Annotated in this window: 17 protein-coding genes; 7 read left to right on the top strand and 10 right to left on the bottom strand. The window is 63.4% G+C overall.

Translation table 11 applies throughout. From position 1 onward, the window contains the following. The first annotated feature begins 168 nt into the window (after positions 1-168). The gene (locus IB267_RS02235) at positions 169-1,686 is read left to right on the top strand and encodes an ATP-binding protein (protein WP_043614551.1); all 1,518 of its coding nucleotides are present in this window, start codon (positions 169-171) and stop codon (positions 1,684-1,686) included. 72 nt (positions 1,687-1,758) lie between these two features. Here IB267_RS02235 and IB267_RS02230 read toward each other — a convergent pair whose 3' ends face one another. Then, the gene (locus IB267_RS02230; RefSeq protein ID WP_192447155.1) at positions 1,759-2,094 is read right to left on the bottom strand and encodes a cupin domain-containing protein; all 336 of its coding nucleotides are present in this window, start codon (positions 2,092-2,094) and stop codon (positions 1,759-1,761) included. 109 nt (positions 2,095-2,203) lie between these two features. Here IB267_RS02230 and IB267_RS02225 point away from each other — a divergent pair, with 109 nt between their 5' ends. From IB267_RS02225 to IB267_RS02205, 5 genes are all read left to right on the top strand, one after another. After that, positions 2,204-2,731 (top strand): MarR family winged helix-turn-helix transcriptional regulator, encoded by a 528-nt coding sequence (locus IB267_RS02225; RefSeq protein WP_192446221.1) that lies wholly within the window; start codon positions 2,204-2,206, stop codon positions 2,729-2,731. A 227-nt stretch (positions 2,732-2,958) separates the two neighbouring features. After that, complete coding sequence (gene rpsD / locus IB267_RS02220; protein ID WP_034794529.1) at positions 2,959-3,576, top strand: 30S ribosomal protein S4; 618 nt, start codon at positions 2,959-2,961, stop codon at positions 3,574-3,576. Positions 3,577-3,729: 153 nt separating this feature from the next. Continuing rightward, complete coding sequence (locus IB267_RS02215; RefSeq protein WP_192446220.1) at positions 3,730-4,677, top strand: glutaminase; 948 nt, start codon at positions 3,730-3,732, stop codon at positions 4,675-4,677. A 128-nt stretch (positions 4,678-4,805) separates the two neighbouring features. Continuing rightward, positions 4,806-5,690: a tRNA 2-thiocytidine(32) synthetase TtcA gene (gene ttcA / locus IB267_RS02210; protein ID WP_192446219.1), complete on the top strand. Its 885-nt coding sequence runs from the start codon at positions 4,806-4,808 to the stop codon at positions 5,688-5,690. Further along, a complete protein-coding gene (locus IB267_RS02205; protein WP_043614542.1) occupies positions 5,687-6,511 on the top strand; it encodes an inositol monophosphatase family protein in 825 nt (274 codons plus the stop codon). Before ttcA ends, IB267_RS02205 begins: the two co-directional genes overlap by 4 nt. Positions 6,512-6,590: 79 nt before the next feature. Here IB267_RS02205 and IB267_RS02200 read toward each other — a convergent pair whose 3' ends face one another. From IB267_RS02200 to IB267_RS02165, 8 genes are all read right to left on the bottom strand, one after another. Continuing rightward, positions 6,591-7,883, bottom strand: a complete 1,293-nt coding sequence (locus tag IB267_RS02200) for a multidrug effflux MFS transporter (protein WP_192446218.1) — start codon at positions 7,881-7,883, stop codon at positions 6,591-6,593. 101 nt (positions 7,884-7,984) lie between these two features. Next, positions 7,985-9,223, bottom strand: a complete 1,239-nt coding sequence (locus tag IB267_RS02195) for a multidrug effflux MFS transporter (RefSeq protein ID WP_192446217.1) — start codon at positions 9,221-9,223, stop codon at positions 7,985-7,987. Between the two features lie 472 nt (positions 9,224-9,695). Further along, positions 9,696-10,034 carry a Grx4 family monothiol glutaredoxin gene (gene grxD / locus IB267_RS02190; RefSeq protein WP_043614534.1) on the bottom strand — a complete coding sequence of 113 codons (339 nt, stop codon included), beginning with the start codon at positions 10,032-10,034 and terminating at the stop codon, positions 9,696-9,698. Positions 10,035-10,165: 131 nt separating this feature from the next. Beyond that, positions 10,166-10,414, bottom strand: coding sequence for a hypothetical protein (locus IB267_RS02185; RefSeq protein ID WP_192446216.1), 249 nt, complete (start codon positions 10,412-10,414; stop codon positions 10,166-10,168). A gap of 6 nt (positions 10,415-10,420) precedes the next feature. After that, positions 10,421-10,654 carry a BolA family protein gene (locus tag IB267_RS02180; protein WP_034794447.1) on the bottom strand — a complete coding sequence of 78 codons (234 nt, stop codon included), beginning with the start codon at positions 10,652-10,654 and terminating at the stop codon, positions 10,421-10,423. 225 nt (positions 10,655-10,879) lie between these two features. Beyond that, positions 10,880-13,111, bottom strand: a complete 2,232-nt coding sequence (gene purL, locus IB267_RS02175) for a phosphoribosylformylglycinamidine synthase subunit PurL (protein WP_192446215.1) — start codon at positions 13,109-13,111, stop codon at positions 10,880-10,882. A gap of 196 nt (positions 13,112-13,307) precedes the next feature. Next, complete coding sequence (locus IB267_RS02170; RefSeq protein ID WP_043614521.1) at positions 13,308-13,889, bottom strand: acyloxyacyl hydrolase; 582 nt, start codon at positions 13,887-13,889, stop codon at positions 13,308-13,310. A 94-nt stretch (positions 13,890-13,983) separates the two neighbouring features. Continuing rightward, positions 13,984-15,402 (bottom strand): PLP-dependent aminotransferase family protein, encoded by a 1,419-nt coding sequence (locus tag IB267_RS02165; RefSeq protein WP_192446214.1) that lies wholly within the window; start codon positions 15,400-15,402, stop codon positions 13,984-13,986. An 82-nt stretch (positions 15,403-15,484) separates the two neighbouring features. Here IB267_RS02165 and IB267_RS33195 point away from each other — a divergent pair, with 82 nt between their 5' ends. Further along, positions 15,485-15,739, top strand: a complete 255-nt coding sequence (locus IB267_RS33195; RefSeq protein WP_246810533.1) for a DUF1127 domain-containing protein — start codon at positions 15,485-15,487, stop codon at positions 15,737-15,739. A 93-nt stretch (positions 15,740-15,832) separates the two neighbouring features. On the opposite strand, the gene IB267_RS02155 is transcribed toward IB267_RS33195, so the two are convergent. Next, entirely contained in the window at positions 15,833-16,240 is a 408-nt protein-coding gene (locus IB267_RS02155; RefSeq protein ID WP_192446213.1) for a hypothetical protein, read from the bottom strand. Positions 16,241-16,266: the final 26 nt, after the last annotated feature.

Below are 16,266 nucleotides of genomic sequence, written 5' to 3'. Positions count from 1 at the left end.
GGCTTTCCGGGAAATCCGTGTTAGGTGTCGCCCGATTGGCGGTCTCCGCATGATCGCGAATCATCTAAAGCATTCCGGAAATATGCGCCGCCGTCTGCGCGCGGAATTGCATGAAACCAACACATTGAGCGGTTCGACAAGCGGAACGCTCTCGCGCGAGAGGTGGACATGAAGGTCGGCATCGACATGGGAGCGACGTCCGAAGGGACATCGGCCTCGCTCGATATCGAGGAGCTTCTGGCCACCCGTCTCTTGGTGCAGGGCAATTCGGGTTCGGGCAAGTCGCATCTCCTGCGCCGCCTGCTGGAGCAATCCGCACCCTGGGTGCAGCAGTGCATCATCGACCCCGAGGGCGATTTCGTCACGCTTGCGGACAAGTTCGGCCATGTGGTCGTCGAGGGTGAGCGCACCGATGCCGAACTGATCGGCATTGCCAACCGCATTCGCCAGCATCGGGTTTCCTGCGTGCTCTCGCTCGAAGGGCTCGATATCGAGCAGCAGATGCGCAATGCCGGCGTGTTCCTGAACGCCATGTTCGATGCGGATCGCGAGTTCTGGTATCCGGTGCTGGTCGTCGTCGACGAGGCGCAGATGTTTGCGCCGTCGGTTGCAGGCGACGTCACCGAAGAGGTGCGCAAGATTTCGCTCGGCGCCATGACCAACCTCATGTGCCGCGGCCGTAAGCGCGGGCTTGCCGGTGTCATCGCGACGCAGCGCCTGGCGAAGCTCGCCAAGAACGTCGCGGCGGAAGCCTCGAACTTCCTGATGGGCCGCACCTTCCTCGACATCGACATGCTGCGCGCGGCTGATCTGCTTGGCATGGACCGGCGCACGGCGGAAATGTTCCGGGACCTGAAGCGCGGTTCGTTCGTCGCACTCGGTCCGGCCCTGTCGCGCCGCCCGCTCAAGGTAACGATCGGCACGGTGGAGACCTCGGCCCGGTCGACGAGCCCGAAGCTGATGCCGCTGCCGGAGGCGCCGCAGGACGTCGAGGACCTCATCTTCACGCCGGATCCGGACGAGTTGACCCGGCCGATCATGCGCCGCGCCGTTGCGCCGCCGCGCCCGACGACCGACATACTGGCCGAGCTTTCGCGCCCACGGCCCGAGCCGGTCGCGCCGATCGAGGCAAGGCCGACGCAGCCGGAGATGACCGCTGACGAGAAAGAGACCTTGCTCGACAGCGTCTTTGCGGAAATCCTCGCCAATCCGGAGGCAGCCTTCCGGCCGGACGCGGAACTGTTTCAGGACTTCCTGGTGCGCTGCCGCATTCGCCGCATGCCGTCCGGTACGGCCCTGTCACTTGGCGCGTTCCGCCGCAAGATGGCGGTCGCGCGCTCAGGCGTCGATCCGGAGACTGCTGCGAGCGAGACCTGGGCCCAGGCCCTGCAGCTTGCCGATCGCGTCACCGAAGATCTGCAGGCCGTGTTCCTGATGATGGCGCAGGCGGCCGTCCGTGGCCTGCCGTGTCCCTCCGACGCGATGATCGCGCGTGCCTACGGCACCCATTCCGCGAGGCGGGCCCGCCGTCTGCTCGGCTACTTCGAGGAGCATGGGCTGATCGTCATCCATGCGGATTTCGCCGGAAAGCGCATCGTTGCCTTCCCGGACCTCGGCAGCGAGACCGCTCCAGGCGACGCCAACGGGCCGGATGTTACCGGCGCGGCCGCCGCTGCGGCGGAGTGAGTCCGGTTACAGATCAAGCCTTCGTTTCTCGCGGGAACTCAAGGCGAGAGATGCCGACCGTGTCGGCATGGCTCAGATAAATTCTTGTATGACCCGGTCGGACGCGTGGATGCAGGTCATCTCGAGCCGCGCCGTACCATTGTTGACGAAACGGTGGGGCGTGCCGGCCTCGACAACGATGATGTCACCGGTCTTACCGATCAGCGTCTCATCTCCAACCGTGAACTCTGCCTCGCCGGAATGAATGAGCCAGGTCTCGGGATAGGGATGCACATGCAGCGCCGGCCCTTGGCCTGGCTCAGCATCCATCAGGAAGAGCGAAATCGGCGTGCCATATTGCCCACCTTCAAACAGGATGGTCCGCTTGGGGCTCGGTTTTTGCTCTGAGCGCGGAATGACATGAAACATGCTGGCCTTCATCGGGTTGGCTTGTCGGTTGCAATGAACTATCTTCTCGAGAAGATATTATTCGAAACTATCTTCTCGTCAAGATAGTTTCGAAGACCTGGAGCAAGCGATGCAAAACGAAAAGACCGAGAGCGATCACGTCGACCGGTTGCGGGCGCAATGGGACCGCGAACTGCCGGACCTCGACACGGAGCCGATGACCATCCTCGGTCGCGCCTACCGGCTTTCCAATCTGGTGCGCCCCTCGATCGAAGAGACCTTCGCATCCTTCGGCATCGACCGCGGCGAGTTCGACGTGATCTCGACGCTTCGGCGATCCGGCCCGCCTTACCGGCTGACGCCGACGGATCTCTATACGCTGCTGATGATTTCGTCGGGCGGACTGACGCATCGGCTCGACCGGCTGCAGAAAGGGGGATTGATCCTGAGGGAACGCTCGGCGTCCGATGGCCGCAGCAGCGTCGTCGGACTGACGGAAAAGGGAATAGCGCTTGCGGAAAACGCCTTTCGTGCCGACATGGCGAGCGAAGCGCGCTACCTCGACGCGCTGAGCAAGGAAGACCGCGTAGCGCTCTCGGCGCTCCTCAGGAAGCTGCTGATTTCGTTGGAGCAAGCGCCGTCGGGTGATCCGGCGTGATCAACGGCTGTTTGTCACGATTTCGTTTGACAATAGGGGCCGGACCCACTAAAGCCGCCCCAACGCCGGGCAGAAATGTCCGGTGTTTCATTTGACATGTCCCGTGGCTTCTCCGTCAGCTTGATCGTGAGAAACCTGTCAGAACCCCGAAAATGGGTTCAGAGGAGGGCGTGTTTCCTTGATCCGGTTTGGAAACAGGCCGGTGTAACCGTTTGAAAGGAAATGCGATGAGCAAGCGCGAATCGTCCAAGTACAAAATTGACCGCCGTATGGGCGAAAACATCTGGGGCCGTCCGAAGTCCCCGGTAAACCGTCGCGAATACGGCCCGGGCCAGCACGGCCAGCGCCGCAAGTCCAAGCTTTCGGACTTCGGTGTACAGCTGCGCGCCAAGCAGAAGCTCAAGGGCTACTACGGCGACATCCGCGAGAAGCAGTTCCGCGCGATCTTCGCTGAAGCTGACCGCCGCAAGGGTGACACCCCGGAAAACCTGATCGGCCTGCTCGAATCGCGCCTCGACGCGATCGTCTACCGCGCCAAGTTCGTTCCGACGGTCTTTGCTGCCCGTCAGTTCGTCAACCACGGCCACGTCAAGGTCAACGGCGTCCGCGTCAACATCGGTTCCTACCGTTGCAAGCCGGGCGACGTCATCGAAGTCAAGGAAAAGTCGAAGCAGCTCGTAACCGTTCTCGAATCGGTTTCGCTCGCTGAACGCGACGTTCCGGACTACATCGAAGCCGATCACAACAAGATGGTCGCGACCTTCGTCCGCGTTCCGGTTCTCTCCGACGTGCCTTACGCCGTCGTCATGGAACCGCACCTGGTCGTCGAATTCTACTCGCGTTAATCCGAGGCTCACGCCTTGTGACGTTTCGAAAGCCGCCCGGAAACGGGCGGCTTTTTTGTCAGTGCCGATCAGCATCCGCGCAACCGCGGACCCCAGCGAACAAGCGCCTTATCGTCGCCTCGATCCGAAGGCGATGACCAAGAGGGAAGCCCTGTGCCCGAAGAGCAAAAGCCGCAGGATCTGCAGGCGATCATCGACGACATTCATCGGGAGCTGAGCCCGCGGTTCGGCCAGGGCAAAGTCGCCGACTATATTCCGCAGCTCGCGCGCGTCGATGCCAAGCATTTCGGCATGGCGATCGTGACCACAGGCGGCCAGATCTACCGCGTCGGCGATGCCGAGGTACCGTTCTCGATCCAGAGCGTTTCCAAGGTCTTCACGCTGACGCTGGCGCTCGGCAAGCACGGCGAGAACATCTGGCACCGTGTCGGCCGCGAGCCGTCGGGCTCGGCCTTCAACTCGATCGTCCAGCTCGAGCAAGAGGGCGGCAAGCCGCGCAACCCTTTCATCAATGCCGGCGCGATCACCATCAGCGACCTGATCCTTGCCGGCCACACGCCGCGGGAGCTGATCGGCGAAATCGTGCAGTTCGTCCGCTACCTCGCCGACGACGACCAGATCGTTATCGACCATGAGGTCGCGCGCTCGGAGACGGCCACCGGCTACCGAAACTTTGCGCTTGCCAATTTCATGCGCTCCTTCGGCAAGCTCGACCATCCCGTCGACCACGTGCTCGGCGTCTATTTCCACCATTGCGCGCTTTCGATGACCTGCAGCCAGCTCGCCAAGGCCGGGCTGTTTCTGGCCGCCGGCGGCAGCAACCCGCTGAGCGGTCACAACGTCGTTTCGCGCCAGCGGGCGCGGCGCATCAACGCGCTGATGCTGACCTGCGGCCACTATGACGGTTCGGGCGACTTCGCCTATCGTGTCGGCTTGCCGGGAAAGAGCGGCGTCGGCGGCGGCATTCTGGCGGTGGCGCCCGGCAAGGCGTCGGTCGCCGTCTGGTCGCCGGGCCTCAACGAAAACGGCAATTCGCTGCTCGGATCTCTGGCGCTCGAAATGCTGGCGGCGCGCACCGGCTGGTCGGTCTTCGGCCCTTGAACCGCTCCGACGCGGGCGATCTACGCCTTCAGGCCGATTTCCCTTGATCTTGACGGCCGGAGCGGGCAAGTGCTGCCCAAGATGAGCCGGGCGCCGGTTGCGCCCGCCTGCCGCACAGGATCCCCGCCATGGACCTTTCATTGAGCCAGCCCCAAGATCCGGTTGAAGCCGCGTTCGATGACGCCGCTATCGACGCTGGCGCGCATCCGCTGTTCAGCCGCATGCCGTCCTCCGTCTCGTTCAACAAGCTGCGCAAGCGTCTGCTTCGACAGACCCGCCAGGCCCTCGACGACTTCGGCATGCTGAAGGGATCGAAGCGCTGGCTGATCGGCCTTTCCGGCGGCAAGGACAGCTATAGCCTGCTGGCGCTGCTCATGGACCTGCAATGGCGCGGGCTGCTGCCGGTGGAGCTCATTGCCTGCAACCTCGACCAGGGGCAGCCGAACTTCCCCAAGCACATCCTGCCGGAATACCTGGCATCGATCGGCGTCAAGCATCGCATCGAGTATCGCGACACCTATTCGATCGTGAAGGAAAAGGTTCCGACGGGGGCGACCTACTGTTCGCTCTGTTCGCGGCTGCGGCGCGGCAACCTCTATCGCATCGCGCGCGAAGAGGGCTGCGACGCGCTGGTGCTCGGCCACCACCGCGAGGATATCCTCGAAACCTTCTTCATGAACTTCTTCCATGGCGGCCGGCTGGCCTCGATGCCGGCAAAGCTCTTGAACGACGAAGGCGACCTGATGCTGCTTCGGCCGCTCGCCTATGCGGCCGAGGACGATCTCGCCAAGTTCGCCGCGGCCATGGAGTTTCCGATCATCCCCTGTGACCTCTGCGGCTCGCAGGACGGCCTGGAGCGCAATGCGATGAAGGCGATGCTTGCCGATATCGAGCGGCGCATGCCGGGCCGCAAGGACACGATGCTGCGTGCGCTCGGCCACGTGAACCCCTCGCACCTGCTCGATCCCAAGCTGTTCGATTTCCAGTCCCTCACACCGGAGCCCAAAGAATGAGCCATCCCGTCGACATTGCCGGCCTTGCCAACCTCCTGCAGGAAGCGGCGGTCAAAGAGATCCTGCCGCGGTTCCGCAATCTTGAAGCCGGCGACGTCAGGGTGAAATCGGAAGCCATCGACCTCGTGACCGAAGGCGACGAAGCGGCCGAACGGCTGATCAAGGCGCGCATCGAGGACGTCGCGCCAGGCGCACTGTTCGTCGGTGAAGAATCGGTTGCCGCCGACCCGGCGCTGCTCGAAAAGCTCGCCGATGCCGACCTCGCCGTCGTCGTCGACCCGATCGACGGCACCTTCAATTTCGCTGCCGGCGTGCCGCTCTTCGGCGTCATGGCAAGCGTCGTCGCCAAGGGCGAAACGGTTGCCGGCATCATCTACGATCCGCTCGGCAACGATTGGGTGATCGCCGAGAAGGGCTCCGGCGCCTGGATGTGCCGCGCCAACGGATCGCAGGAGCGCCTGTCGGTGACCGCCGGCGTGCCGCTCGAGGCCATGGTCGGCGGCGCTTCGACCGGTTTCTACCAGCAGGAAGCGCGCCGCGAAGTCATGGCCAACATGGCCAAGGTGCGCATCGCCACCAGCTACCGCTGCGCCGCGCATGAATATCGCATGCTTGCCGGCGGCCACATCCACTTCCTGATGTACCAGAAGCTGATGCCCTGGGACCACCTGGCCGGCACGTTGATTTCGCAGGAAGCCGGCGCCTATGCCGCCCGCTTCGACGGCTCGCCCTACCTGCCGTCCCATCTCAATGGCGGCCTGCTGCTGGCGACCGACAAGGAAAGCTGGGAGACGCTGCGCCGCGAGGTCTTCACGGTCTGAGCCGTTCGAAGCGGCCCGAAAATGCGAAAGCCCGCCCGGAGCGATCCGGGCGGGCTTTTTGTTTCCCTTATGGCGGCCGTTACATATGGCCGCCGCCGTGATCCATGGAGACGTCCTTGTCGCCGGGATGGGTGAAGAGCTTGCCCTTTTCAGCCCAGAGCGTTGCAAGGATCGTCACCGCGCCGAAGAGCGCGAAACCACCGAACAGCGGCTGCAACGTGCCATTGAAGAGCTGGCCGACAGCGCCGCCGATGAGTGCGCCACCGGTCGTCGAAACGAAGCCGGTGATCGCCGTTGCGGTACCGGCCAGGTGCCCCATCGGCTCCAAGCTGATCGCGGTGAAGTTCGTTGCGATCACCGCGAAGAACATCAAGAGCACCGAGAACATCAGGTAGCTGACGACGAAGGCCGGCGTGCCGGAGAGCGACATCACGAAGCCTGCGACCGAAATCAACGTGAACAGGATCATCGAGACGTGCGAGATGCGGCGCATGCCGAAGCTCCGGACGAAGAAGCCGTTGGCGAAGTTCGCAACCGCGATGCCGCCGGCCGTGCCGGCAAAGGCGATCGGCAGCCACTCGCCGAGGCCGTAGACCTCGCCGAAGATCTGCTGGACGGTAACGATATAGGCGCAGATGACGGCGGTGAACATCGTCATGCCGATCATGTAGCCGCAGGTGATGCGGTTGGTGAGCACGGTCTTGAAACCCGACGCCACCGCGCCGACGGAGAGCGGCATGCGCTCCTCTTGCGGCAGGGACTCCTTCATGCGGGAAAAGGCCCAGACGAAGAGGACCGCGCCGATGATGCCGATCAGGATGAAGATCCAGTGCCAATTGGCATAGAGGATCACGAGTTGGCCGATCGAAGGTGCGACGATCGGCACGATCATGAAGACGATCATCACATAGGACATGACGCGCGCCATTTCGCGGCCGCCGAAGCAGTCACGCACGATCGCCATGGTGGTGATGCGGATCGCCGCAGCCCCGATGCCCTGGATGAAGCGCAGGATCAGCAGCGTCTCGAAGCTCTGGGTGAGGGCGGCGGCAAACATCGACACGGTGAAGAAGGCGAGCCCGCCGAGCAGCACGCGGCGACGGCCGAAGGCGTCGGACAGGCTGCCGAAGAAGATTTGCGAGATGCCGAAGCCGAGGAAGAAGACGCCGATGACCAGCTGGCTGTCGTTGGTGTTGGCGACGTTCAGCGACTGGCCGATCGCCGGCAGCGCCGGCAACATGCTGTCGATGGCGATGGCGACGCTCGCCGTCATGACGGCGATGGTGATGATGAATTCGACGATGCCCATGTTCAGGCGCTCGGCCCCCGAGACCCCGTCGACATGTTCGGATTGATTGGTGATGGTGGACATTGGGATAACCCGTAAATTCAATCTTTGGAAAAAGCTGGCCAGCGGTTTGGAGCGCTACAGCGACCTTTACGCGTCTCCAGAGACGCGTGGCGCGGTAGAGATCAGCCGGCCGGCTGATGGTGCGGTTTGAACAGCTTGCCGCGTTCGGCAATCAGCACGAAAACGAGGCCGATCGCAGCGACAGTGAAGTAACCGGTGGCAAGCGGAGTGGCCGTTCCGTCGAAGGACTGGCCGATGAAGGCTCCGATCACGCTCCCGCCGATCGTCTGCATGAAGCCGAGGACCGAGGACGCCGTGCCGGCGACGTGGCCGAGCGGCTCCATGGCCATGGCGTTGAAGTTTGGCGCGATCAGCCCGAACTGGAACATCGTGGCGCAATAGAGGACCACGAAGACCGGGAAGGGCAGCGGCGCATAGAGGGAGGCCGACATCCAGATGAAGCTAGCGAGCGTAAAGCCGCAGAGTGCCGCATGGGACAACGGCCGCATGCCGAAGCGGCGGACGAGGCGGGAGTTGGTAAAGGAAGCGACCGCCATCATACTCGCGAAAGCCGCAAAGACAAGCGGAAACCACACGCCCAGATCGTAGACGCCGACGAGCACCTGCTGCGCCGAGTTGATGAAGCCGAACAGCGCGCCAAGGATGACCGAGGTGGCGAGCGTGTAGAGCAGCGACAGCCGGTTGGTCAGCACGATGCGGAAACCGCTGAGGATCACCGACGGCGTGAAGGCGCGGCGGTGCGCCGGATCAAGTGTTTCGCCGAGCTTCGTCAGCACGATCGCAATGTTCATCACCGCATAAAGCGCGACGATGACGAAGATCATGTGCCATTCGGCAAAGCTGATGATGAGCTGGCCGATCGACGGGGCGATCACCGGGACGATCATGAACACCATCATGACCAGCGACATCACCTCGGCCATCTGCCGGCCGCCATAGACGTCACGGACGATCGAGATGGTGATGACGCGCGTCGCGGCCGCACCGGCGCCCTGTATGAAGCGCAGGGCGAGCATGAGGCCGAAGGTCGGCACGACGGCGATTGCGACCGCGCAGACGGCATAAAGCGCAAGGCCGGCCAGAAGCGGCGGCTTGCGCCCGAAGCGGTCGGACAACGGACCGAAGAACAGCTGCGCCACGCCCATGCCGAGCAGGTAGGCGGTGATGATGTATTGCCGCTCGTTTTCCGACGCCACGCCGAGGCTCGCGCCGATTTCCTGAAGACCCGGCAGCATGATGTCGATCGAAATCGCGTTCGTCGCCATCAGGGTGGCCATCAGCGCGATGAACTGGAATTTCGTGAGGCCGGGCAGGGCGTCGTCGTTGGTCGTGCTTGTCATTTCAAAAGTCCTAGCGGCGCGGTCAGCGCCAAGCGAAACGGGTCTGGGTCCGGGAGGTGCCGGAAAAAAGGATGTCGGCTGGCTTAATGCCGGTCGGCACAGAGATGTCAGGCGGGGGCGACCGGGCAGCCGCACCAATTGGACCGGGCCTGCATGAAACGGCGGGAGCATCGATCGGCAGCGACGGGGTCTTTTCCGTGCCGGGAGGCCGGAGCGGGAACCGTTGCTGCTTATGCCGAACGATCGCGACTGCTTCATGACAGGCCGAAACTCGGCCCAGGCCTCGCTTCAGAACGCCGGAAACGTTACAGGAAGGAAGCCCGCTTTCACAAACATTCAAACGGTCATCGCGCGAACCAAGCGCGCAAAGCCTTTGGGAAAACAACGAAAATCGAAATCCGGACAGCGAGGTCCGAATCAAAAAAGGCGGTTACCCGCCTTCTCCGATGGATCGGGACAAGGCGTCCTTAGATCAGGCGGCAGCGCCCTTGACGGCGATACCCTGCTCGGAAAGGTGGGACTGAAGTTCGCCGGCCTGGAACATCTCGCGCACGATGTCGCAACCGCCGACGAATTCGCCCTTGACGTAGAGCTGCGGGATCGTCGGCCAGCTGGAATAGTCCTTGATGCCCTGGCGCAGGTCCGCGTCGGCGAGCACGTTGATGCCCTTGTAGTCGACGCCGATGTAGTCGAGAATCTGGACCACCTGACCGGAGAAGCCACACTGCGGGAACTGCGGCGTACCCTTCATGAAGAGCACCACATCGTTCGTCTTGACTTCGTTGTCGATGAATTCGTGAATTCCGCTCATCCTGTCATCCTTCCTGCGCCGGCTTCAAGGGCCGGATATCGATTGGGTCTTAGATAGCATGCATATTGGTGATTTTCACCACCCAATCGCAACAAATATTGATGGTCCTCAAGATGTGGTTTTAATACCACTCAGGCCGTGCGGCGCCGCGTCTTGCTGCGCGCCGCCGACGTTTTCCGCCGACTGACCTGCTTCTTTGCCGGCTTGCGGAGGGCCGCCTCTAGAATGTCGCCAAGAAGACCGCCGCCACCGGAAGAGGTCGGCCGTGTCCGGCGCTTGGTCCGCTTGGTGGTGGTTCGCTTGACGCCGGTCTTCTTGAGGATTTCCTTCAGCGCACTGTCAACGACGCCGCTGACGAGTTCCTTGATCAGGTCAGCCACGCCAGCTTACTCCGGCGCGCTCGTCTGAAGTGCAAGGGCATGCAGCACGCCGCCCATATTGCCCTTCAGTGCATTGTAGACCATCTGGTGCTGCTGCACGCGGCTCTTGCCACGAAACGCCTCCGCCACGACTTCGGCGGCATAGTGGTCGCCGTCACCGGCCAGATCGCGGATCGTGACCTTGGCTCCGGGAATCCCTGCCTTGATCATGTCTTCGATGTCGCCTGGTGTCATGGGCATGATACGCCAACTCCCTTTTTATTCTGCAACGTCAGCAACCTGCCGACGTTGTCCATGAAACAAGGGAACCACGATTCAGGGGCGGAACGCAATTGCTGAATTGGGTGAGGCAGGGCTGTTGCCAGCGTGAACACGATCAAATGGTCGCTCCCGGCAGCGCCTGCAAGCAGGCACCGCAAAAGAGATATGGGAGCCGCAGAAACCGCAGCTCCCGTCCTCGATCTCTTAGTTTTCAGGCGCGACGTCGCCCTGCATGAAGTCCGGGAACCAGCCTTCATGGGCGGCGCGGAGATCCGCGACCGACACGGCCTTGGCATCGCCAAGCTTGACGGCGTCGCCGCCGGTCTTGCCGATGACGGGGAGCGAGACGCCGGCAGCCTTCGCACGGGCGGCAACCGCATCGAGCGCACCGGCGGCAACCGTCACGACGTAGCGACCCTGGTCTTCGCCGTAGAAGGTGGCGATCGGATCATGGCCGGCCACGGCGTCGACCGAGGCGCCGATGCCCGAAGCCATCGCCATTTCGGCAACGGCAAGCGCCAGGCCGCCCGACGAGCAATCGTGCACGGCGGTGACAAGACCGTCGACGATCAGGCCGCGGACGAAGTCGCCAACCTTGCGCTCGTGCGCGAGGTCGACATGCGGTGCCGGGCCGTCGGTGCGGCCGTGAACGTCGCGCATGTAGACAGACTGAGCGATGTGCGAGCCGAGACCGGCAGGGGCGCCGGCGACGAGGATCGTTTCGCCTTCAGCGGCAAAGCGGATGCGCGCCATCTTCGACCAGTCCTTGATCAGGCCAACGCCGCCGATCGTCGGGGTCGGCAGGATCGCCTGGCCGTTGGTCTCGTTGTAGAGCGAGACGTTGCCGGACACGATCGGGAAGTCGAGCGCGGTGCAGGCCTCGCCGATACCCTTGATGGCATGAACCAGCTGGCTCATGATCTCAGGGCGTTCCGGGTTGCCGAAGTTGAGGTTGTCGGTGGCTGCCAGCGGCAGCGATCCGGTTGCCGTCAGGTTGCGCCAGCATTCGGCGACCGCCTGCTTGCCGCCTTCGTAAGGGTCGGCTTCGACATAGCGCGGCGTCACGTCGGACGAGAAAGCGAGCGCCTTGGAGGCGTGGCCTTCGACGCGCACGACGCCGGCGTCGCCGCCCGGCAGTTGCAGCGAGTTGCCCTGGATCAGCGTGTCATACTGTTCGTAGACCCAACGGCGCGACGAGTTGTTGGCCGAGCCGACGAGCTTGACGAGCGCGTCTGCGACATCGGCCTGCGGGATATCGTTGGATGCGAGCGGCGCAGCGGACTTTGCGGGGGTCCAGGGACGATCATATTCCGGGGCTTCGTCGCCCAGTTCCTTGATCGGCAGGTTCGCGACTTCTTCGCCCTGGTGCAGGATGCGGAAGCGCAGGTCGTCAGTGGTCTTGCCGACGATCGCAAAATCGAGGCCCCACTTGACGAAGATCGCCTTGGCGACTTCTTCCTTTGCCGGTTCAAGAACCATGAGCATGCGCTCCTGGCTCTCCGACAGCATCATTTCGTAAGCGGTCATGCGCTCTTCGCGCACCGGAACGGTGTCGAGGTCGAGCTCGATGCCGAGGTCGCCCTTGGCGCCCATTTCGACGGCAGAGCAGGTGAGGCCGGCTGCACCCATGTCCTGGATGGCGATGACGGCGCCCGTCGTCATCAGCTCGAGGCAGGCTTCGAGCAGGCACTTTTCGGTGAAGGGGTCGCCGACCTGAACGGTCGGGCGCTTCTCTTCGATCGACTCGTCGAATTCGGCGGACGCCATGGTGGCGCCACCGACGCCGTCACGGCCGGTCTTGGCACCGAGATAGACGACCGGGAGGCCCACACCTTCTGCCTTGGAGTAGAAGATGGCGTCGCTCTTGGCGAGGCCGGCAGCAAAGGCGTTGACCAGAATGTTGCCGTTGTAGCGGGCGTCGAACTCGACTTCGCCGCCGACGGTCGGAACACCGAAGGAGTTGCCATAGCCGCCGACGCCGGCAACGACGCCGGAAACGAGGTGGCGGGTCTTCGGATGATCAGGCGAACCGAAGCGCAGCGCGTTCATCGCCGCGACGGGACGGGCGCCCATGGTGAAGACGTCGCGCAGGATGCCGCCGACGCCGGTCGCCGCCCCCTGGTAGGGCTCGATATAGGACGGGTGGTTGTGGCTCTCCATCTTGAAGACGACGCAGTCGCCATCGTCGATGTCAACGACGCCGGCGTTTTCACCCGGGCCCTGAATGACGCGCGGCCCCTTGGTCGGCAGCGTGCGCAGCCACTTCTTGGAGGACTTGTAGGAGCAGTGCTCGTTCCACATGGCCGAGAAGATGCCGAGCTCGGTAAAGGTGGGCTCGCGCCCGATCAGGCCAAGGATGCGCTCGTATTCGTCAGGCTTCAGCCCGTGCGATGCGATGAGGTCCGGGGTGATGGGGCGGGTGTTGGAAATCGTCATCGTCGACCGTCAAATCCTTCGGGCGGCGCGCAATCCACTAGCGAGGAATATGGCGCGTGCGAACCGCAACAGAAACAGGGGGCGCTTTGCGGCTTCTTTAACCTATGCTGCGACGCGGCGCGACAGAAAAATACGGGCGATCAACAGCGGTTGACGGCCGTACAAGGCATTGCAGAGGCCAATACGGCGGTCAGCGTCAGAACTTGTAGCCGAGCGCAAGGCCGGCGCGTGTCAGGCCGTTGTTGGGACCGTCGCAGAGATTGGCATGCGACGCATGCTCCACGGTCGCCGAGACGTTCCAGTGTTCGTCGAGGCGCACGCCGGCGGCGGCGTATTCGCGGAAGAGGAAGCGGCAGCCGAGTTGCGGACCGGAACCGTTGGGATCGTCGAGATCGCCGTCGTGAACCGTGCCGCCCGCGCCGAACTCCACGAAGAGCCGCTGCGTCATGTCGAAGGTCCAGCTCAAGCCGGCATAGGCCTGGTTGACGCCGTTCGACGCGGTGGCCACGGCTGCACCGGTATAGACACGCGGCCGCAACAGCTTCTCGCCGAAATCTGCCGCGCCATCCGCATTGAACGGATCGAAGTAGAGCGTGAACGACGGAAACACGCCGTCTTCCTGCTTGCCGCCGCTGGCGATCGATGTCGTCACGCCGAAGCGCATTTCGTCGAAGACGCCGTCCTGAGCCAGCGCCGGCGCGGCGATGACGGAGGTGGTCGTGACGAAAAGGAGGGGTGCGATCAGCCGGGACGAGACCGGGCGAAACGGTAGCGGCATGCGAAATCCTTAGGGGGGCGAATCATCTACGCGATACTGCTAAAATAGTATCTTGCGTAAGCTTGCGCGAAAGTCACGCCGTGGATTTCGATCGTCACTCGAAACTGTCGTAGCCGGCTCGGCCGCTGTCGAGCAGCCGCTTCAGTGTCTGGAAGCCAGCCCTGACTTCGGCGCGCTGGGGTGGCGAGGAGAAGCCGATGCGGATCCGATGGAAGACGCGATCGGTGCGACCGGCCTTGAACTCGTCCTCGTCGTCGACGAGCACCCCTTCCTGCAGCGCCGCTTGCTTGAAGGTGCCGGACAGCCAGGGGTCCGGCAGCTTCATCCAGAGGAACGGAATGCAGGGATGCGAGGCGAACTCGATGCCCTCGAAGACTTCGCGCGCCATGGCCTCACGGGCACGAACCTCCTCGATGCCCTGGCTGCGCAAGGCCGCAGCCGAGCCGGAGAGCACCAGGCGCGCGCACAGTTCCGCAAGGATGAACGGCAGGCCGCCGCTAACCATCTTGTGGGCGATGCGGATGCGCTGGCCGAAATGCGGAGGGCAGGCGACCCAACCACCGCGAACACCCGCGGCAACGGACTTCGAAAGACCGCCGACGAGGAAGGTGCGTTCGGGCGCAAGCTCGGCGAGCAGCGGCGTCTGGTCGCCGGTCATGGCGCCATAGAGATCATCCTCGACCAGCCAGACACCGTATTTGCGGGCGATATCGGCGATCGCCTGGCGGCGGGCGAGCGGCATGACGGCCACCGTCGGGTTCTGCGCGCTCGGCATCAGGAAGGCGAGCTTGGGATGCTGCTGCGCACAGACGCGCTCGAAGTCGTCGGGGATCATGCCGAAGGCGTCGGATTCGACCAGCGTCGTGCGGCGACCGATCAGGCCGGCGCTGCGGCTGACCTGCGAATAGGTGAGGGTCTCGAAGGCGATGCGATCGCCGGGGGCGGTCACCGCCGCGATCACCGCCACGACGGCCGCATGGGCGCCGAGCGTCGGCACGATGTTTTCAGGCTTGGGACGAAAACTGCCGCGCGCCAGCCATTGGCACCCGGCTTCGAACCAATGATCCGGGAAGTTCCGCGCGTAGCTGGCGATGTCGGCGTGATGCTCGTGGCTGATCTCACCCAACACTTCGCTCAGCACCGTTCCCTGGCCGATGTCCGGCGCCGCTGTGCTGTCGAACCTGAGCTTGCCGACGGGCGCGACCAGGGGGCGGGTGCCGGCAAGCGACGTCGTCAGCGGATCCGATTGCTCCGGCGGCCGGCTTTCGGGATGGTCGAGCACATAGGTGCCGCGTCCGACCTCGCCACTCACCAGCCCGCGCTCGCGGACGATATTGTAAGCGCGCCCGATCGTGCCGATTGTCACCCCGATGTCGTAGGCGAGGTTGCGTTGCGGTGGCAATTTGGCGCCGACGGGCAGGGCGCCATTGCCAATTGCCTGTTCGATCTGGTCGGCGATCCGCGCGTAGAGCGGGCCATGACCTTGCTGAATGTCCGGGAGCCAATTTGTCATAGTGACAATTCTTTAGATTACAGCGCGAAATATGTCAATTATCACCGACACAACGATAGCAATCGCTGCATTGGGGTTATCAATGAGTACAATCGATACAATTTGTTTGTCCCGCTCGGAGGCGAAGTCCGCAGGCTGCACCGGCGCATTGCTGGGTGGCGACTATTCGGAAGAGCGCGAAAGCCTGCTGACGCGTCTTTGGAGACTCTATTGCACGCTGGCTGCAAAGCGGCGCGGCCGGCTGGCGCTCGGGGAATTGAGTGAGTGGCAGCTCAAGGATATCGGCGTTTGCGAGAAAGACGCGCGCCAGGAATCGTCTGTCCCGTTCTGGCGCTAGCCGATCGGGTCGGAACGACCGTCCGAAATGCAAAGGGACCGGCAACCTTGAGGTCAACCGGCCCTTGGATCAATTCGACACGTTCAGCTTGGGCTATTTGCAGCCCTGTCCGCCAGCAGCCCAGCGCTTGATGTCGGCGGCCATGCGCGTTCCCGTCGGTTCGCTCATCAGCGGCCCGAAGGCCTGCAGGCGGGCCGGATTGCCCTCGGCCTGAACGACGGCGAGGGGGCGTGCCTCGGGCGACTTGCGCGGGACAATCAGGATGCGCGGACGGCCGGAGAAGGAGTTGAGCTCGGGCGCCAGGCGATAGGACTTGAATTCGGCGTCACCCGACTTGAACCAGCAGCTGCTGGCACCGAGCGCCACGCGTTCCATGGTCGGCAGCGCCGCCGTGTTCGGGCTTGGTGCCGGCGGCTTCGGCGACTGGCACGAAGCCAGAAGCACAAGACCGAAGGCCGTGCAGGCAAGGCCGGTCAGGCGTGCAGGGGCAAATGAAGGCATCGACGGTCTCGCTCGCAAATGGGGAT

The sequence above is a fragment of the Ensifer sp. ENS09 genome (assembly GCF_014852425.1).
Taxonomy (GTDB): domain Bacteria; phylum Pseudomonadota; class Alphaproteobacteria; order Rhizobiales; family Rhizobiaceae; genus Ensifer.
Note: the sequence above shows the minus strand (reverse complement) of the source record. Positions and strands in the feature narration are given on the sequence as shown.